General features: G+C 70.3%; 15 protein-coding genes and 3 pseudogenes. 10 read left to right on the top strand and 8 right to left on the bottom strand.

The features are described 5' to 3' along the window. Positions 1–271 (bottom strand): annotated as a pseudogene (locus tag AB0L74_RS29125) (hypothetical protein); the annotation flags it as partial. Positions 272–757: 486 nt separating this feature from the next. On the opposite strand from AB0L74_RS29125, the gene AB0L74_RS29130 reads away from it, so the two are divergent. Next, entirely contained in the window at positions 758–910 is a 153-nt protein-coding gene (locus tag AB0L74_RS29130) for a hypothetical protein (RefSeq protein ID WP_365658718.1), read from the top strand. Between the two features lie 239 nt (positions 911–1149). Next, positions 1150–1419 carry a hypothetical protein gene (locus AB0L74_RS29135; RefSeq protein WP_365658721.1) on the top strand — a complete coding sequence of 90 codons (270 nt, stop codon included), beginning with the start codon at positions 1150–1152 and terminating at the stop codon, positions 1417–1419. Between the two features lie 2697 nt (positions 1420–4116). Here AB0L74_RS29135 and AB0L74_RS29140 read toward each other — a convergent pair. After that, a pseudogene (locus AB0L74_RS29140) lies at positions 4117–4215 on the bottom strand (IS5/IS1182 family transposase); the annotation flags it as partial. A gap of 301 nt (positions 4216–4516) precedes the next feature. On the opposite strand from AB0L74_RS29140, the gene AB0L74_RS29145 reads away from it, so the two are divergent. Then, positions 4517–4900, top strand: coding sequence for a hypothetical protein (locus tag AB0L74_RS29145; protein ID WP_365658723.1), 384 nt, complete (start codon positions 4517–4519; stop codon positions 4898–4900). Between the two features lie 3 nt (positions 4901–4903). Further along, a complete protein-coding gene (locus tag AB0L74_RS29150; RefSeq protein ID WP_365658726.1) occupies positions 4904–5248 on the top strand; it encodes a hypothetical protein in 345 nt (114 codons plus the stop codon). 986 nt (positions 5249–6234) lie between these two features. On the opposite strand, the gene mobF is transcribed toward AB0L74_RS29150, so the two are convergent. Both mobF and AB0L74_RS29160 read right to left on the bottom strand, forming a co-directional pair. Continuing rightward, complete coding sequence (gene mobF, locus AB0L74_RS29155) at positions 6235–7779, bottom strand: MobF family relaxase (protein WP_365658729.1); 1545 nt, start codon at positions 7777–7779, stop codon at positions 6235–6237. After that, positions 7746–8273, bottom strand: coding sequence for a hypothetical protein (locus tag AB0L74_RS29160; RefSeq protein ID WP_365658732.1), 528 nt, complete (start codon positions 8271–8273; stop codon positions 7746–7748). Before AB0L74_RS29160 ends, mobF begins: the two co-directional genes overlap by 34 nt. A 376-nt stretch (positions 8274–8649) precedes the next feature. Here AB0L74_RS29160 and AB0L74_RS29165 point away from each other — a divergent pair. Then, positions 8650–9222 (top strand): annotated as a pseudogene (locus AB0L74_RS29165) (DDE-type integrase/transposase/recombinase); the annotation flags it as partial. 16 nt (positions 9223–9238) lie between these two features. Here AB0L74_RS29165 and AB0L74_RS29170 read toward each other — a convergent pair. Beyond that, positions 9239–9922, bottom strand: a complete 684-nt coding sequence (locus tag AB0L74_RS29170) for a TetR/AcrR family transcriptional regulator (RefSeq protein WP_365658735.1) — start codon at positions 9920–9922, stop codon at positions 9239–9241. Positions 9923–10025: 103 nt separating this feature from the next. Here AB0L74_RS29170 and AB0L74_RS29175 point away from each other — a divergent pair, with 103 nt between their 5' ends. From AB0L74_RS29175 to AB0L74_RS29190, 4 genes are all read left to right on the top strand, one after another. Further along, positions 10026–11930: a hypothetical protein gene (locus AB0L74_RS29175; protein ID WP_365658737.1), complete on the top strand. Its 1905-nt coding sequence runs from the start codon at positions 10026–10028 to the stop codon at positions 11928–11930. Further along, positions 11887–13644 (top strand): S8 family serine peptidase, encoded by a 1758-nt coding sequence (locus AB0L74_RS29180; RefSeq protein ID WP_365658740.1) that lies wholly within the window; start codon positions 11887–11889, stop codon positions 13642–13644. The genes AB0L74_RS29175 and AB0L74_RS29180 overlap by 44 nt, the downstream gene beginning before the upstream one ends. A 37-nt stretch (positions 13645–13681) precedes the next feature. Beyond that, entirely contained in the window at positions 13682–13951 is a 270-nt protein-coding gene (locus AB0L74_RS29185) for a hypothetical protein (RefSeq protein ID WP_365658743.1), read from the top strand. Between the two features lie 164 nt (positions 13952–14115). Beyond that, positions 14116–14880 (top strand): IS701 family transposase, encoded by a 765-nt coding sequence (locus AB0L74_RS29190; protein WP_365658842.1) that lies wholly within the window; start codon positions 14116–14118, stop codon positions 14878–14880. 358 nt (positions 14881–15238) lie between these two features. On the opposite strand, the gene AB0L74_RS29195 is transcribed toward AB0L74_RS29190, so the two are convergent. After that, a complete protein-coding gene (locus tag AB0L74_RS29195; protein WP_365658746.1) occupies positions 15239–15628 on the bottom strand; it encodes a hypothetical protein in 390 nt (129 codons plus the stop codon). 446 nt (positions 15629–16074) lie between these two features. Between AB0L74_RS29195 and AB0L74_RS29200 the strand changes: the two genes are divergently transcribed. After that, positions 16075–17037, top strand: coding sequence for a hypothetical protein (locus AB0L74_RS29200; protein WP_365658749.1), 963 nt, complete (start codon positions 16075–16077; stop codon positions 17035–17037). Between the two features lie 5 nt (positions 17038–17042). On the opposite strand, the gene AB0L74_RS29205 is transcribed toward AB0L74_RS29200, so the two are convergent. Then, positions 17043–17438 carry a hypothetical protein gene (locus tag AB0L74_RS29205; protein WP_365658752.1) on the bottom strand — a complete coding sequence of 132 codons (396 nt, stop codon included), beginning with the start codon at positions 17436–17438 and terminating at the stop codon, positions 17043–17045. 473 nt (positions 17439–17911) lie between these two features. Beyond that, positions 17912–18163: a hypothetical protein gene (locus AB0L74_RS29210; RefSeq protein WP_365658755.1), complete on the bottom strand. Its 252-nt coding sequence runs from the start codon at positions 18161–18163 to the stop codon at positions 17912–17914. Positions 18164–18352 lie beyond the last annotated feature (189 nt).

Genomic DNA, 18352 nt, shown 5'->3' on the forward strand with positions numbered 1-18352 from the left:
CGCGGCGGTACAGGCCGGTGCGCCAGCCGCCGTCGTCGTTCTTCATGTAGCCGTGGGTGTTCACCTGGCCGACGTAGCGGTCCGCGCCGTGCTCGGCCAGGTGCTCCCAGGTGGTGACGGCCTGCTGGTAGTAGCTCTCGTCCGAGGCGGCCACGGCGACGTCGGACAGGCCTCGGGCGTCGAGCTGCCGACGCAGGAAGTGAACGATCCGCCGCTGAGTGGGTCGGCTCATGTGGCAGCCCTCGGCCAGCAGTCGGCGCCGTGTCGTCATTGCTGCCTCCTCCGCGTCGCACGGGCGAGCGCGGTATCCGGCCGCCATCAGGGACCGGACGCAGCCCGCCGAGCCGTCATCCGTAGAGGCGCCCGCACAGACAACCGCATCACTCGAACGGGTGAGAGGGGGAGCGCACGTAGCGCGCGTGTCCGCGCGGCCTGCCTCGGGCGCCGGTCGTAGTCGGCCACTCCTGGGACGGCGGGCCGCGATGCGCACGGCTCGCCGGGGCAACTTACTCCTGCGAGGTACGGCCCACTACACCCTCGACGAGCTGTCGTCCGCCCCTGCACGTCGCCGCCTGGCGAGCCCTACTCGATTCCCCGTCGCCTCTCACATCGAGATCGTCCGCGTCCTTGTCGGGCCGGCACGCCCGGTTCGACATGGGAACGCGAACAGCAGGCGGCAGCCCGGCCCCATCCCGTTGTCTGGGACTACGGCTCCATCGTCGGTGACCTCGCCGCCGTACCGTGTCACCAGTCCGGATTGCCAGCCAGAGCAGCCAGGCCATCGCTGAAGGGCCTGCAGAGCGGTGACCTGCTGCCGGGCCTGTGGTGCCTCGCGACGCAGGCCGATCCCGGGCCGGGTTCGGCGCTGGTGACGATCGGCCCGGCGGCTTCCTACGCGCCGCTGTCGTAGCGGGCACCGGCCGCGGCTTGCGGTCCTTGACGGTGTATCGGTGCGGGCAGACAGCAGCAAGACCTTTACCTTGATCGTGCCACCCGCTTGTCGCGATTCGAGTGGCGTGATGCCACAAGCACTCTGCTGTGACGTGCTCCCGCACGCCCCCACGGCCGGGATTCGCCTGTCACCTGCCAAGACATGCATACCCGTAACACAAAACGACTCCTACACGGACACCACGTGGAAGGCTCCCCATGAACCTCACCCGCAAGGTCGTCGCCACGCTCGGAACCCTCACCCTGGCCGCCTCGGGCGTCCTCCTCACCGCCCCCGCTGCCCAAGCGAACGCCCGCGACTGCCTGGACTACCTGCAAAGCCAGGGCTATTCCCTCAACTACGTCCGCATCGGCGCCTGTCACTACGCAGAAGAGGGAGACTGGTCGCAGTGCTACTACCAACTGGTATGGAACGGCGACGTGTACTTCCTCCATGCCGAACGAGCCTGTGACCTCGGCGCAGCATAACGTTCACTGAACATCGGACTGGCGGGCGCGATAGCGGGCGCATGGCCACAGCCGAGTTGGCCCGAGAGGGCCTGCACGTCCCACGCGGTGGCATGAGGTCTTCTGCCCCCGTTGCGCCCCCGGACCGGACGTCGGGCAGCCCCCTGGGTGCGGGGGCGTGCCCGGCGTCGCGCGCGCCGTCAGCGGCTGACGGGTTCGGGGTAGCGCGCCGGCGGCGCCGGTCCGGGTCGTCAACGCCGATCCCGTACCAGGGCTCGCCCCGCTGGAGCCGGGGCAGGGTGTTCACCCACACCGCGACGGCGATGCCCTGCACGTCGTCGGCGAGCGCCTTCAGGCAGTTGCCCGAGCAGGGGCTCCTCCTTTCCCGCCAGGACGACATACCGCCGCGGGAAGGTCTTTGAGGGGGTGTAGCGGTGGCGCTGCCAGAACGGTTGAAATCCATCTGCCAGCCGATCAGATGTTCGCGGCCGCCGAAGGCGAGGATCGTGTCCGGTCACCGCGACGCCGTGCGGACCGATCCCGGCGCGAACGGCCTTTGCTCCGGTGCCAGCCTTCGGCCGGGGAGGAAGCTCGTTGCTGTCAGCCAGAGCCTTCTGTCCCGTCACCGCAACACCGTGGCGCAACACCCCCGCCCGGCCGTCTCCGGCCGGGCACGACGCAACGGGTCCAGCCCAACGCGCAACCAGCTCTCGCCCACCCGCCCCCCCCAGCCGCGCCCCGCACGCCCGCCCCACCCCTTTCCACCAGGCCGGAACGGGCAGAGCGGGATGTCGGCGACCCCAAACATGCTGAGCACATCTGGTGACCTGCGCAGACGCGAGGACCGGCCGGGAACGCAGCAGATGCCCCAGGAGATACCGCAGAGGAAGTCGCAGGGGATCCCGGACCCTGACCACGGTCAGCCCGGCACGGCCTGGCGAAGGCGAGCCGGGGAAACCCGCAGACCACCCGGCAAGAGGCTCCGGCTGACTGCCCTGCAACTTGCCTCACTCGCCTGTCCGCGGCCGGGGAGGCCGCACGTCACGGGCCCGGTCAAGAGGAGGCGGGCACGTCGGCTACTTCCCTACCGAGGGGCCTGAGCGAAGCCGGACCCTATACCGGCGTCCGATGCGGTCCCCAGGTCATCCCGATCCGGGTCGCATCCAGGGTCCCGCCCCGGGGCGCATCGGCCGACGGCGTACGAGCGCCTCCGGCAAGCGGTCCGACCAGGCGGACAAGGAGGCCGTCGCGAGGCCGGACCGGCGTCGACTCCTTCCCCTGAGAGCTCTCTGCGAAAGGATCCGGAGATGACCGCCCGCCGGGCACCGGACCCGCCGCCGACCCCTCCCGCACACTGGACACCGACCTGGCACCCCCGCCCGCGCGGCCCGCCGCCGAGCGCCTCCCCGCCGCTCCGGCCGCCGAGCCCGTGGTGGTCGGTGGCGCATTCGTCTCATGGCGTAGGGTCTTATGCTGCGCCCAAGTCACAGGCTCGTGCAGCGACGCCGGGGTGGACGTACGCGTCCCTCAGAATGCCGTAGCACAGCATCCAGTCGCTCTTCGCGTGGTAGCAGCCGTAGAAGTGGTCGATGTTGTAGGAGTATCCCTGGTTTTACAAGTAGTTCAGGCAGGCGTTGGTGTCGGCTTGGGCTGCGGGGCGCGAAGAAGACGCCCGAGACAGCCAGGGTGACGCCCCCGAGCGTGGTGGCGATTTTACGAATGGCGTTCATAGGAATACCTCCACGTGTTACCCCGCGCCGGGGGCCGTTTGTACTACTGACATACATGCTTTGGCAGGGCGTGAGCGAATCCCTGCCGCGTGGGGCGTGCGGGAGCACGTCACAGCGCAGCGGCGCTGTTTCGGCACGCCCTCTTGGCCGAGATGCCTATCGGATGCCCTCTCGCAGAGCGTTGCCGGGTCGAACGGGAGCGGCGGACGTCGACCGGGAGGTTCCGGTTCTTGGTTGCGCCGGGTGAAGTGCGCTGGTACTGGTACGGAGGGGCGCTCTTGCGATCAAAGGATCGCTTCTCTGCCGGTTGCCAGCCCCCCGTCACAGGTATCACGCTCCGGCGTGGCTCCCGTCTTCGTGTGCGTCGGTTCACCTCCGCGCGCTGTCACTTATTCGGGTGAGTTGTGGCATCGGATGTATTACATCAGGAAATAGGCGTGGCGAGATGTTGGACTGTTACGTAGCCATTCGCAAGGGTATTGACCGCCGGACGGGCGTAGGCCGACCATCAACGACGAGACCGAAACGGTGCGCCGCACACCGCGCAGCACTGCGTCGGCTCGCCTCTGCCTGGGGGCCACCGGAGCAGGTGCTGCGCTCCCTCTGCCACCTGCACACAACCGACTGCTCGGCACCTGTCCCGCAGCACGAACAGGCGACCTGTGGCGTGGCGTGGGGCGCGGTGCGAGCCCATCGGGACCGACGTAGGCACCAGAGACGGCGCTCATCCGCGACAGGAAATCCACCAGCGACACGGCCTCCACCCGGACGGGATCCACGCGGTCCGCACGTCACGGCGGGACTCCGCACGGGCGGTCGTCACCGACCTGACAGCCCGCCTCACCGACCCGGACACCGTGACGTGGTGCGTATGGCAGCGGGATGAGTGACAGGAGTGTTCGTGAGCGCGACGGCACCGCGCTACTCGGCAACATCGCCAGAAGGCGGCAGGTGCACCACTGCGACCAGCGCACCCCCGGGGCAGGCACAGCTTGCACCGCCGGTCACCCTCTCGGAGGACGATCAATATCATGACCGTTTCCACGAGCGCGTGCGGCGGGTCGCGTGCGCAAGGACAGGTGACCATCAAGGCTCCCTGGCTGGTGAGTTGAGACTTCAGGCGTCCCTCTCAACAGCACGGGAGTCTTGCCCGTTCTCCCCGCCAACCAGCGCAAGCCGCCACATCACCCGATCAGTGACCGAGTTGAAGACGCTCATCCCCCAAGCCACACTTACCGCATCAAACCGGAACTACACCGGGGCCGTGTTGCAGGGCCGGTTCCGGTTCCGCTCTGGCCGCAGATCACCGCTGCAATGGTTTCGGAGAACCGGAATCCATGGCGATGCATAGCAAATCCAGGCGGGCACACAAAGAAGGAGTCAAATCAATGACGCTGGCAGTCGAAATCAAGAACAAGCAAGGCGGCGAGATCCCCAACTACCCCCCTCAGCCCAGCAAGAAAATTTTGAAGGACGCCGAAGACCTAATCGACAGCAAGAAGCTGGACTTTGCCTCGCTATGGGGAAGTCAAGGAGAAATTACCCGTGGGGAATTTACTCGCATTGATAGACAGAAACCCAGCAAAACCCACCAAAATATCCAGATCCAGATCAATAACATGCAGGGGGGATCGACGATCGCTGCCGTCCTGATCCAGTTGGAGCTCGGCAACGTCGGCTCCGGCGACCGCGAGACCGTCCTGACATTCTTCAAGCAAGCCCTCAAGGCCAGCTTGGGCGATAAGCATATCTGGCAGACAGATAAAGCCTGAAGCATGTTCCGCAAGCATCCGTCTTGTACAGCTGGGGTGTTGCGGGTCGGACCGCGACCGGGGCAGTTCGACCGGCTGCTCCGTTACCTCGGCCCGACGATGCTGAAACCCTTGTCGGCGAACAGAAGCCCCATCAGCGCCCCCGCCGTCCGGGCCGACGAGGTGGACCTCCTGCCCGGCTGGGACGATCACCTGCACGTCACGCCGAGGAAGCGGACATGCCACCCCGTCAATCTCTTCAACCGCATGGTCGGGTGCTTGCACCACCGCCTCGGCGAACGCGTCCACTACGATGAAACCATCGCTTTCCCCACCCGTCCCGAGCCCGTCCTTACGGCCGCGGCTTGACCGCTTGACGCCATCGGATGTCTGATCTGTGACGGGAAGGGCACCCCGTTCGAGGTCATCAGCACCGCTGCCAACCTCAACGACGTCACCCTGGCCCTGGCCGAGGGCATCCCGCCCGTGGCCGGCAAGCCCGGACGTCCCCCGGCGCCGATACGACGCCGTACTCGGCGACAAGGGGCTACGGCAGCAACGCCCCGAAACCACCGGGCAGGCCGGGCCCCGGCTGCAGAACGTTGGGATGGCCCCTCTCACCCCCGCCGTCGTCCGTGCCGCCGGCACCATCACCGGAGCCGCCCTGGGCCGCTATCGTCCTGTCGGCGTCGTCCGGGCCGGCAGCGCCGAGGACCGCGCCCAGAGCTACCGCCGGTTCCTTGATGCCGTCGTCCACCACACCGCACCGCACCGCACCGCACCGCACCGAGGCGCGCGCTACAGCGGGGCGCCTTTATCACACGCCCCCTTGACCGGGACCTGCTCGCCAGCCGAAACCGGCGATCGTAAGGGGGAACGTCGCGGTAGCAGAGCTGGACAAGGGGGTGTGACGGAGCCGGGCAAGGGGGTCACGCGCGTCCGGCCGCACCCGGCGGCGGGCACACCAGTGCGGAGCGTCGGGTGCGGCGCGCCGGGGCGCGCGAGAGTGCCCGGGCATCGTCGGAGTGGTGCGGTGCTGGACGCGGTGGCGCACCATCGCGGTGCGCATCACGGTGGAGTCCATCGTCGTCCGGCGCACCGGAGAGTGGGCTCCACTCGGTGGAGTCCATCGGGTGGAGCGCACTCGATGTTCTGCATCCGGTGGCGATGCGCGGCATCGAGTGGACTCCACTCAGTGGACGGTGCCGGGCATCGTCACCACAGCCAGGCGGTGGAGTGCCGCATCCGGGACAGGGCGCGGGCGTCGCGGCGCGCGGCCGCGTTGCCGAGACGGTTCTGCCAGGGCCGGGGCCGGCGCGACTGCCCGGCGGCAAGGCGGCGCCGTCCGGCGGCCTTCAGCCGCCCCCGTTGCCTACGCAGCTCCGCCTTCTGCGCCGCCTTGGACTTCGGCGTTCGGGGCCGCTACCAGACCGGCTGCCATCCCAGGGGCTCGGCGGCCCCGGGCTCCTGAACCTTCTCGAGCGCGGCGGCCATCTGCGCGCGGGCGGCATGGGCGCGGGCGAGCTCGTCGTTGGGTTGGGGCGTTCTTCCGGGGTGCTCACGCGACTCCTCCAGTGGGGTTCCGGCCCGGTGTGTTCTGGGTGCCGGGCTGCTGGGTGTGCGGCGGCGGGACCGCTGCCGGGGCGGGCTGCGGACGCGGGCCGTGGGCGGCTTCGCGTGCCCGTCGACTGTCCTGGAGCGTGGCCGCCACCTGCGCGGCGGCGGCTCCGAGGGTCTGACGGGTCTGCTCCACCGCGTCGACGTCGAATCCGGTCTCCGGCTCCAGGAGGCGGCCGTCCTTCCGGCCGACGCGGAACGGCCGCGGGTGCGACCTCGAGGCGGCGGGCACCGCGACGGCGTACGGGCGGGGTGCGGGAGCCCAGGCGCTCCGCTCGCCGCGCGGCACGGACCCGGGCGGCCAGCGCGTCAGGGGCGAGGCGAGCCCGCTCGTACCGGGCCGCCGCGCGGCTGCGGGTCAGCGGGCGCAGCATGGCCTGGTCCTCGGTGTCGCTGGGGTACAGGGCGCGCAGGTCGGCGGTCATCCTGCGGCCGCGTCCGACGGGGCGGGTGTGGTCGTCGACGGCCGTCTGCACAATCCGTTCGTCCAGGGCGGGCTGGTGAGGCCGGCCGCGCAGGACGTAGGAGAGGTGGCGGCGAGCTTCGGCGAGCAGATGGTGGCGCGCGAAGGCGCCGCGCGTCACGTACACCACGGCGACGACGTCGACGGCCGCCAGCGTGATGTCGACCACCGGCCACACCCGCGCCCACACCGCCGCGGCCGCCGCCCGCGCCCGCTGCGCCAGCCGGTCGACGACGTCGGGGCCGTAGGCCCGGATCGCCGAGGTGCGCCATCGTTCGCGCAGCTCGGTCAGTGACCGCATCTCCGTGCGCTTGGGTGGGCGGGTCTGGTCGGCGGCCTGGCCGGCCAGTGCGTAGGCGGCCCGCTGCCCCAGCGCATGGCCCTGCCGTTCCTCGTACTTGGCCGTCAGCACGGGCAGCGCGTCCTCGATCTGCCGGCGGCGGGTCGACTGCCAGCCGATGAGACGCCGGTCGATTCCCGCGATCTCCATGACGGGCCGTCGGCCGGGCGACACCTCGCGCGGCTCCCACGCCCACCCGAGCCGGGCGGACACCTCCTTCATGGAGTAGAGGAGGTAGGGGGTGTCAGCAGCGACGATGTGGGCCAGCATCGAGTCCGCCGACAGGTTGCCCCACGTCCCCTGGTCGTCCGGCCGCCGGGCGCGAATCGAAATCAGCGCATGATCGTGGAGAAGGGGCTTCGACTCGGCAGCTCTGGACTCGTAGTGCCGGAAGACCGCGATGATCAGCCCGTCCTTGACCCGGGCGCGGCGCTTGCCGCCGCCTTTCAGCGGATGTGGGCGACCGCATCCTCCATCCACGCCAGCGTCTTGTCCCGGGCGATGTCCTGGCACAGCTCCAAGCACCAGGCGGGTCTCGTAGTCAGCCAGCGCCCGCGCGATGTGTGCCGTCGACGGGGCCGGAACACCAGGTGCATGCCGAGCCAGGGGATGCGCTCCTTGGCCTTGTCGGTCTTGGGTGAGCGGTTGTGCTCGATGGGCCTGCCCAGAACGGTCGCCCGCCGGGCGCGCGCGGGCCGGGCTCTTGCCCTGCGCCAGGAGCTCGCGCTCGATCCGGTCGGCGTCCGGGTGCCGGCCTTCCCCGAGGAGCAACTCGGCCTGCCGCTCGGCACCACGCCCTCGGCCGCCAGGCCGACCGCGGCCAAGCCCCGGCCCTTCCAGGTCCCGGGTGGGACACCGGCTTCGTCCTGGGCGGCGCGCAGCGACGTGCCCGCAGCACGGTGGCCGTCGCCGACCTTCACGCCGCGGAAGAGATAGCGCCCGTCTCCCGGGCGGATCTTCGTTTGGCTGATCATCGAGCCATGGAACCCCGGTGCTGACGTGCAAAGAAGCGCGATCCGGGGTCCTTCCCGCAGGGCGGGAGGTCATCACCCAACCTTTACCGCCCCGCCCGCCAGGCGGGCCGCCGGGCCCGAGACGGTAAGCCGCCGGTGTGTGCACCCTCCCGCCCATGAACCCCAACCTCGTTCACGACGACCTCTGCCCGCTCTGCCGCCGACCGCTCCGGATCGAGTACGGCTACACCCAGCGCTCCGCTCAGCAGGACCACCCGGCCCGTAGCTGGATCACAGGGCGCCGATGCTCCAGCTGCGAGGCCACCCGGCCCCAGCAGTTCTGGGACGCCATGCGCGCTCTCTACGCACTGAGCACGCTGGACGGGCCACCGGCGAACCCGTGCGCCGTCACGAACGAGCCCGGCACGGCGAGCTGGTCCACATCGACGTCAAGAAACTCGGCCGCATTCCCGACGGCGGCGGCCACAAAGTCCTCGGCCGGGCGGCCGGCCGGGCCAACCAGGACCGCTGAGGCGGCACCGGATACGCCTGCCTGCACACCGCCCTGGACGACCACACCCGCCTGGCCTACACCGAGGACCTGCCCGACGAGAAGGCCGCCACCTGCGCGGCCTTCCTGCGACGAGCTGCCGCCTGGTTCACCCAGCAGGGCATCACGATCGAACGCGTCCTGACCGACAACGCTTGGGCCTACACCAAGAACACCTGGCGCGACACCTGCCGCGACCTGGGCATCAGCCCCCGCTGGACCAGGCCCTGGCGACCGCAGACCAACGGCAAGGTCGAACGCTTCCACCGCCCCCTGCTCGACGAATGGGCCTACATCCAGCCCTACACCTGAGACAGCGAACGGCAGGCGGCGTTTCCCGACTGGCTGGAACGGTACAAATACCGCCGCCCCCACACCCGCATCGGCGGCCACCCACCAGCCGGCCGCGTCACCAACCTGTCCGCACTGCACACATCTAGCCGCCCTCCGGGTCCAGCGAGGCGAGCAGCGCGTCGAGCCCCGCCGCGAGTTGCTCCTCGCCGCCGCGTTCGGCGAGGGCGGGGCCGTAGGCGCGGAGGATGGGGAGGTCGCGGGCCGGCAGGCGGTGGAGGCCGAGGCGGAAGGCGGGGTCCGGTTCGTCGGGGTCGTCGACGACGGCACGCAGGTCGATCACGATGTAGCCAAGCACCCAGGCGAGGAACGCCCGGTAGACCCGTAGCGCCTCCTGGCCCTCCAGACCCGTCGCGAGCAGCAGCGCCAGCAGGCGTTCGTGGACGCGCAGCACCGCGTGGGGGCGGCGGGCGAGGGGGACCATCAGAGGGCGGGTGGCGCACAGCGAGACAATGTTCGGGTGCGCCACCGCGACCCGGTACATCTCGCGCGCAAGGCCGTGCAGCGTGCTCCGGAGGCCGGGGCGCGGGCCAGCGGCCGCGACCCGGTCCTCCAGCTCCAGGAACAGCGTCTCGACGAGTCCGTCGAGCAGGTCCTCCTTGCTCGCCGTGTACCGGTACAGCGCCATGGACTCCACGCCGAGTTCCTCGGCGACGCGCCGCATGCTCACGGCGGCCAGCCCCTCGCCGTCCGCCACGGTCAGGGCGGCGCGCAGAACGCGCTCGCGACTGAGCCATCCCCGGCGCGCATCCGACGGCCCGCGACCCATGATCATACCCACCCTTGACGGTCGGACCACCTCAGGAGCAGCATATACGTCATAAACGTACATAGTACATATATGCCGCATACTTACGGTGAAGGTCCCGGTCATGGACGTAACCCCGAACGCCTCCTGGTGGCCGACGATCTTTCTGTGGATCGTCCCGGTCTCCGGCGCGCTCCTGTGGTTCCTCGCTCCCGCGATCTCCCGGTGGACGAACCGGCTGCTGCTCGTGGCGCTCCTCGGCGTGTGGAGCTGGCTCGCCGGTTCCGTGGCCATGCGGGCCGAGCGCACGGGCACCAACATCGACGCCACGGTCGTCGACGGGATCGAGCTGGCCGTCGGCTGCCTGGTGGACGACGGGTGGAGGTGCCTCGCCGGACAGCAGAAGGACATGGACTTCCAGTTCTCCCCCGGCGTCGTCACCTGGATCGTCCTTGGCGCGCTGCTCGTGGGCTTCGTCCGCCTCCTGGAGATACGCAATGCCCGCGGCGACCACATCACCATCGAGGTGGACGACCTGACGTACCCCAATCCCCCGGAGGACGAGCCCGATCCGGACGCGGCCACCTGCACCGCGAGGATGCGCACGATCCTCGCCACGCAGGTGCAGACACCGCCGCCTCTGCCTGGAGGGGAGCCGGTCCTCAGCCTTCCCACCGTGCTCTACGAGGCCAAGCCCAAGGAGGCGGACCTCTTTACCAAACTCCTCGCCCTGGGCTGGCAGTCGGCCTTCCCGCAGCGCGGCTGGCGGCTCACCGGCCATGTCCAGCACTCCGGGGCAGGTTATGGCGTCACCGTGAACATCACGGAGAAGCCGACGCACCGCCGTGTCCTCCAGGACACCTACTGGGAGGACACCCCTGACGAAGCCGTGTACAAGACGGCCTACACCGTGTCACAGCTCGCGATGGCGAGCACCGCCTGCGTCCCTCGGTGGACCAAGTGGCGCTCCAAGAACGGGCGCGGGCTGCGGCACTACCGGGACGGCGTCGATCTCCTGCACAACGGCGGCAAGCGGCGCGAGGCCGAGCGGGAGTTCAGGACCGCGGTGCGACTGGACCCGGCCAACGCGCTGGCCCGCTGCGAACTGGCTCTGCTCAAGGAGGGAACTCCCTTCGGGTATCTCCAGGCCCTGGAGATGTATCTGCAGCTCACCGCGGAGTATCCGGCGATGATGCAACCCCGCTACCGGGTCGGAATCGTCCTGGACCTGGTGGACGAGTGGCTGGACGCCTGGTTGGCCAGCGGGGGCTGGCAGGGACACCTCGACAGGGCCTTGACGGGCGCCGGACTCGCAGCCGTGCCCGATTCGGCGCGGGAGGACAGGGCGAAGGCGCGAGAGCACTTCCTCACGCAGTCCCTCTCGGCGCTCACGACGCTGCGCGGGCAGCTGACAGGCCGACGGCTGCTCGGACGCTGGATCCACGGCGAGACCCGAGGGCTCTACCGCGACTTCGTCCGGCCGTTCGGGACCCTGCGCGCACAGACCAGGGCCGCCGTCGACGCGGCGATCCTCTCGCACACCGTTCATGTCCGGTACAGCGGGAGACCCCGCCACTCTCTCGCGAACCTACGGACGCAGTGCGACTTCGCGGAGACGGAGAAGCGGCTCGAGGCCGCGTGCGCGTACGGCGACAGGCACCGCTTCCGGGGCTCCCCGGCCCGCCCCGCCGGCGATGGTCAGGCACTGGGGCACATCCAGATCTCGGGACTCGTCCAGTACAACGCCGCCTGCTTCTACGCCCGACTCATCGGGCCCCCCGAGGACCACCAGCACGACTGGACCACGGAGACGGAGGAGGCCGCCACCCTGGCCCTCGCGCATCTCACGGCGTCAGTGCGCACATCCGAGCTAGCCAGCGACTGGCTCGACCACCTGAAGGGTGATCCGGACCTCCGGCACCTATGGAGTCACCCGTGCTTCCAGGACTGGGCGCTGACACGACACACACAAGAAGGAGACGGTCATGACCGTCGAGAAGTTGGCGCCGCCGCTGGCGGCAGCGTATGAGCGCTACGTGCAGGAAGGCCGTCGACGCGCCCCACTGCGCCGGCCAGCGGGAATGATGGGGCTGGTCTCCGTCGAGCAGCGGGCCAAGCCGCTCAGGATCGTCGTGTCGGTGGAGTGCGATCCCGACGCGCCGCCCACGGGGACGGGCGACCTCGTGATCAACGAGGGCGGGCAGCGGGTCCGTACCGGGATCGTGCCCCTCGACGCCCTGGAGGAACTGGCCGCGCAACCGGGCGTGCGCCGGATCGTGCCGGCCGCGCAGTTGCGGCCGTGCCTGGATCTAGCGCAGGCGAAGGTCGGCATGCCCGAGTTCCGCGCGCGGACGGACCGGACCGGGGACGGTGTGCTGATCGGCGTGGTGGACACCGGAATCGACCCGCGGCATCCGGAGTTCCTGGGCCGCATCGAGCGCATCTGGGACCAGACGCTGGCGGGCGGGAGCGGGGTGCCGGAGGGGCGGTACGGGGCGGAGTGGACCGCCGGCTCGCTCGGCGCGGACGTGCTGTCCCGGGACAGCGACGGGCACGGCACCCATGTCGCTGGGATCGCCGCCGGGACGGAGGGGGTCGCTCCCGAGGCGCGGATCGTCGCCGTCAGCACGGACTTCCAGGACGCGCACATCATCGACGGCATCCAGTACGTGTTCCGCCTGGCGGGCGAGCTGGGCGTGCCCGCGGTCGTCAACCTCAGTCTGGGCGGTCATGTCGACGCGCACGACGGCACGGACCTGATGTCCCTCGCCATCGAAGAGGAGAGCGGCCCCGGGCGGATCGTCTGCTGCGCCGCCGGCAACGAGGGCGAGGACGACATCCACGCGCGGCTCACCGTCGCCGAGGGCGCCACCCGATCGGTGCCCTGCCACCCGGGGCGGGTCGGCGGCTTCCCCGACCTGTTCTGGCTGAACGGCTGGTACGCGGGCGGGGACCGGCTGGAGGTCGCAGTCGTGTCGCCGTCGGGCGAGTCCACCGCGTTCCAGCCCGTCTTCACGAGCGGCTCGCCGGTGCGCGCGTACGCCCTCGCGGAGGGCGTCGTGCAGATCGTGACGCCGGGGCCCGACTCGGGCAACGGGGACCACAACTTCTTCGTGGCCGTGGAGCCCGCCCCCGCCGCGCCGTCCGCCCTGGCGCCGCGCTGGCGGCTCGTGCTGCGCGGGGCGGGCGTCGGCGGCGCGAGCTGCACGGCGGACGTGTGGATGCTCGGCAGGCAGCAGGCCCGGCCCCAGCCGCAGTTCAGCGGACCGGCCGTGCACGACGCCCTCAAGATCGGTTCGCCGGGCGCAGCGACCTCGGCGATCACCGTGGCGGCGGCCACGACACGTACCCGGTGGCAGGACGTCGACGGCGTGCAGCGCGAGGCGACCTGGCTGGTCGCGGACGACATCGCGGGGTTCAGCAGCGAGGGGCCGCGCCGGGACGGACTGCCCAAGCCCGACGTCGCGGCACCCGGGGCGATGATCGTCTCCGCGCTCTCCCGGGACGCCGTCGGACAGCTCCGGGCCTTCATGGTCGACGACCGCCGGCTGGCGCTGCAGGGCACGAGTATGGCGTGCCCGTTCATCGCCGGGCTCACCGCGCTGCTCCTGGAGGGCGACCCAGGCGCGGACCCCGATAAGGTGCGCTCGGCCCTGACGGACGCGTCGGCGATCCCGGGCGCGGCCCAGGGGGCGTTCGACGCCCATTGGGGGCACGGCCTCGTCGACGCGTCCCGTCTGTGACCTCCCGTACCCGACTTCCGGGGCACAATCGACCGCCATGGACTACGGAAAGCTCGACGCCTCCCTCGCGGCCGCCGTGGACGCCGAGGGCGGCGACCCGGAGGCCAGGGATCTCCTGGTGACCGTCCTCCTGGAGCGGGCGCCCACGGACGAGCAGCGGGAGACGCTGCGCGGCGCGGGGGTGGACGCCGGGGCGGCGGACCGTACCGTCGTCACCGGCACGCTCTCGCGGCGCGGGGTCGAGCGGCTCTCCCGCGAACCCTGGGTGCGCTCCCTGGCTCTGTCGTCGCGCCGCCGCCCGCTCTAGCACTCCAGCAGCGTTTCGCTATCTGGCCTGGTCGGAGGCTTCGTCCGGAGTGTAGGGGGCTGGTGGTGTGCCGGGGGCGGTCTTGCCTGACCGCCCCTCCAACGAGTGGCTCGGGAAAGTGGCTGAGCTCTGATACGGACAGCCTCTCAGCATGACCGATGAACATGCGGACGCTGGCTGGGAACGAGAACTCGATGATCTTTTTCCTCTGCATCGGTCACCGCTTTGGCCGTGCTGACCTGCGGCGCCGGATGCGGGACTATGTGCGGGGCCTGCTCGCCCCCGTCGGCCGCAAGAACGCCTGGCAGCCGGCGGAGTTTGCCGGACACCGCACGCCCGACGGCTTCCAGCGACTGCTGAACGGAGCGACCCGGGACGCTGACGACGTCCGCGACGACCTGCAGTCGTACGTCGCCAAGCACCTCGGCGATGACAACGGGGTACTCGTCATCGACGACACCGGCTTCCTCGAGAAGGGCACCACCTCGGCTGGGGTGCAGCGCCAGTACTCCGGCACCGCCGGCCGCACAGAGAACCGCCAGATCGGTGTCTTCGCCGCCTACACCTCCGCCGCCGGCCGCACGTTGGTGGACCGGGAACCGTATCTGCCCAAGTCCTGGACGGATGACCGTGAGCGCTGCCGGGCGGCGAAGGTCCCCGACGAGCGCGGCTTCGCCACCAAGGGAGAGCCGGCCAAGCGCCTCGTACTGCGCTCCCTGGCCTCCGATCTTCCCCTCGCCTGGGTGGCCGCGGACGCCGCCTATGGGCAGGAGGGGCGTTTCCGCCGCCCGCTGGAGCAGTCCGGCTCGGCTACGTGCTCGCGGTGCCCAAGTCTCAGCAGGTCTTCGGCCCACGGATCGACCACCTCTACTACACTCCGGACGAAGCCTCCGACCAGGCAAGAGAGCGAAACGCTGCTGGAGTATTAGTAGTGCAGCAGCGTTTCGCATCTGGCCTGGCCAGCGACATCACCGGGGGTGTAGCTGGCTGCTGGCACGTCAGGGCGGTCTTGCCCGACCGCCCTTCCAACGAATGACATCGTCGTCCGTAGTGACAGTGCCGGGCCACGACCTGACGCCCTTCGCCGCCATCGCGACCAACTCAGCGCATGGACGCGAAGGGGCGGGCGAGGCCGGTGGGCGGGGCCAGTTGCCAGCAGCCGACGGACTTCTGCCACGGTAAGCGGGGCCATGGTGGAACCGTTTCTGCGTCCCCCTTTGCCGCCGCTTGGGCCGCGGTGACCGCGAGAAAGGCATGCGCGAGCATGGCCGGGGTGATATGCCTCATTCATCCGACGTAGCGGCGGACTTCATACTGGTCCAGGCCACACTCGTTCTTCGCAGCCTGGAAGCATTCCTCGATCGCCCACCGACGCCCGGCAACGCGCACGAGTTGGTCTACGCTGGCCCCCACCGGCGGCGCGTATGCGAGGTAGTAGGCAATCTGATCGGGTCTGCTGATGCTGCGCCGGGCCAGCGTCCAGTGGTGATGGGTGGACCGCCCACTGTCGAACTCCTCGATCACCGGGAGCTGGCCGGCTGCCCAGTCATAGACGCGCGGACCCTTGGCGCCGTCGCCGCACGAACGTTGCTCCCATGCCTCATCCGGTGCTTGGTCGAGAAGACGGTCGATCCGGCCGAAACGGGGCACCGGCTGAGAATTCGGGACGGCGAGCACATGGCCGACGGTGGTTTCTTCCCGTCCCGTGTCCGGCCAGTGATGCCCGGCAGCGGGCCGCTGACCAGTTCGGCACAGCGCCGGTTGGGCTGCGGGCCCGAGTGGTCGTGGTCGGCGCCGTAGACCCGGTGGCGCGGCGGCCGCTCGTCATCACGGTCCGTCCCGGTCGGCTTCGCAGCCACCGCTGACAGCCGGGCTCGATCGCGGCACGCGGCCGGCTCCGAGGCCGGAGCCGGCCGCGTGCCCCATACCGGCTCGCCCGGCCTACGCGGTGGTTGCTCGAGCGGGGCGACACGGTCAACGGTGCCGTCGGGTACCGTTCCCGCCTTGCTATCGTTCGCCGGGTGCAGCAGCATCGGGCAGCTCCTCCCGCCTTCGCTCCCGCCCCCACGGCTGCCACCGGACGATCCGGCGGACATCATGACAAAGCGTTACCGCCGATCGGCGTGGTCATCCTGGCCGCGGAGAAGGACATGCCCGGGCTGGACGTCTGCGTGCGGGGCATACGGGATCACTGTCTGAACCCCATCACCACAATGCAGGTGATCGCCCAGCGCGTGCCAAAGCGGCCCCGCGGCGACATCGATCCGCGCATCGTGTGGTACGACGAACGCCGGTGCACCGTCGCCGGCAGCATGGTGCGCGCGTACCTGCGGGACCTGGGTAGAGATCCCTCCACCGCCTCGTGGTACTTCCAGCAACTGGTGAAACTGGAGTGCTTCACCCTCCTTCCCGCGGACGCGCCGGAGCACGTGCTGGTGGTCGACGCGGACTTCGTGTTCCTGCGGGACACGGTGTTCGTCGACGGTCGGGGAAGGTCCCTGTTGTCCTACGGCTATCCGCTCTCCTGGCACCCCGGCTCCCGGACGCACCGGCTGCCGGTCCGCCACTCGGCGCTGGAGGCCGCCGGGAGACTGGTACCGGGCTGGTTGCCCGTGGACGCCTACAGCGGCATGCAGCACCATATGGTCTTCGACCGCACCGTCCTGGGCGACCTCGTCCGGCGCGCCCAGGATGCCCACGGCGAGCCCTTCTGGCAGGCGTTCTTGCGCACCGCCGACCCCGGCAAGTGGACCGGCGCCTCCGAGTACGTCCTCTACCGGCACTTCGCGGCGCGCTTCTTCCCCGAACGCGTGCGCCACCGGCACGTCGACGCCATCGACGTGATCCAGGGAGAGGGCCCCGGCGGCTTCACCCTGCCCGAGGTGGCCGCCGCGGCACTGGGCTCCTCCCTGCGGGCCGTCGGCTGCCACCGCTTCCTCCACTACACCGAGCGGCTCGCGACCATGGACTACATTCCCGCTGCCCTGCGCCGCACCCTGGGCGCCGATCCCGGCCCCCTGTGGTTGCGGCTGGACGGCGGGGTGCTGGCCATCGGACAGGCGGTCCCGCCTCTCGCCCTCGCCTGAGGGCTTCAGCCCTCGTCGAGCCGGCGGAGGATACCGGCGGTCACCGCCGTGATGTCGCCCTGGAGGAAGTCGAACAAGGGCAGGCGGACGTCGAAGTCATGGCTCAGGGCCGCCCCGTGGAGCTCGCTGGCGTGCGGCGACCCCAGCCCCTGGGCCGCCATCGGCACGTCGTCCTCGACCGACGCGGGTCGGACCGCCAGAAGTCCGGCCACGCGGTGGCGCACTTCCGCCGCGACCGCCGCGGCGCGCCGCTCGGCCGGCAGGGCCCTGACCGTCGGGCGTATCGCGCTCCGCGGCGGCGTCCCGGGCCGGGCGGCCGGGGAGACGCCGCGTGCGGGGGTGGTGTGGACCGGATCCAGCAGTCCGGCGGCGTACGCCTGCCGGCAGGCGGTGCGGCGCACCTTGCCGCTCTGGGTCGTCGGCGCCCACCCGGGCGCACGAGGACGATCTGGTGGACTTCCACGCCCAGGTCGTCCGCCACCGCGGCGCGCGCGGCGGTGCCCAGGGCGGACAGGCCGTGTCTCTCGGGGTCGGCGACGGCCTGGATGACGACCACCGCCCGGCAGCCGAAGCCCGCCGCCTTCCCGCGGGCCGCGAGGGCTGCGGCCATCTGCGGTTTCGTGCGGAAGGCCTGGTCGGAGCGGCCGGACAAGTGGTGGGCGGGGGTGTAGGGAGTCGCGTGCAGCGGGTAGCACACGCGGCCGTCGGTCCACACCGTGGCCACCTTGACGATGCCGTTGTCGGTCTTGCCCAACCGGCCCAGCCACTGCCGGCCCACGTGCGCGGTCCCCGGAATCGTCGATCACGATGACCCCGCCATCGTGCGGAGCCGTCGCCGGCTACTCGAGCAGCAGCTCAAGCCGCCGGTCGTTGATCAGCTCGGCCTCCCACGGCGACTCGACAGGAAGAACTGCAGCCGCTGCACCCCTGGCATCCCCGCACCCGCCACCGGTTCCGCTCCTGCCAGGCAGGTGATCGTCTTGTTCCACTCCCGCGGGGCCAGCAGCCCGGTCAGGTACTCGCGAAAGCCCCGCCGCTGGGCCAGGCTGAAGAAGAGGTCGTCGAACCGGGCCGCGCACTCCTCCAACGGCCCCGGCGCGAGCGGGCACGGACGGCGAGCGGTCATCTTCAGCCCACAGCAAGCCAGTTGACTCCTACCACCGGCCTACGACCAACCCGACCTGCAGTCAACCCACACCATCACCGGATTTAACGAACTACCGGTAACACAGCATTCGATGGGGCATCTTCTGCGACGATGACTCCACCCGTTGCAGGAGGTCCTCGTGTCAGACAACACCTCGCGATCGCCTGA

It is taken from the genome of Streptomyces sp. NPDC052020 (genome assembly GCF_040680575.1).
Classification (GTDB): Bacteria; Actinomycetota; Actinomycetes; order Streptomycetales; family Streptomycetaceae; genus Streptomyces.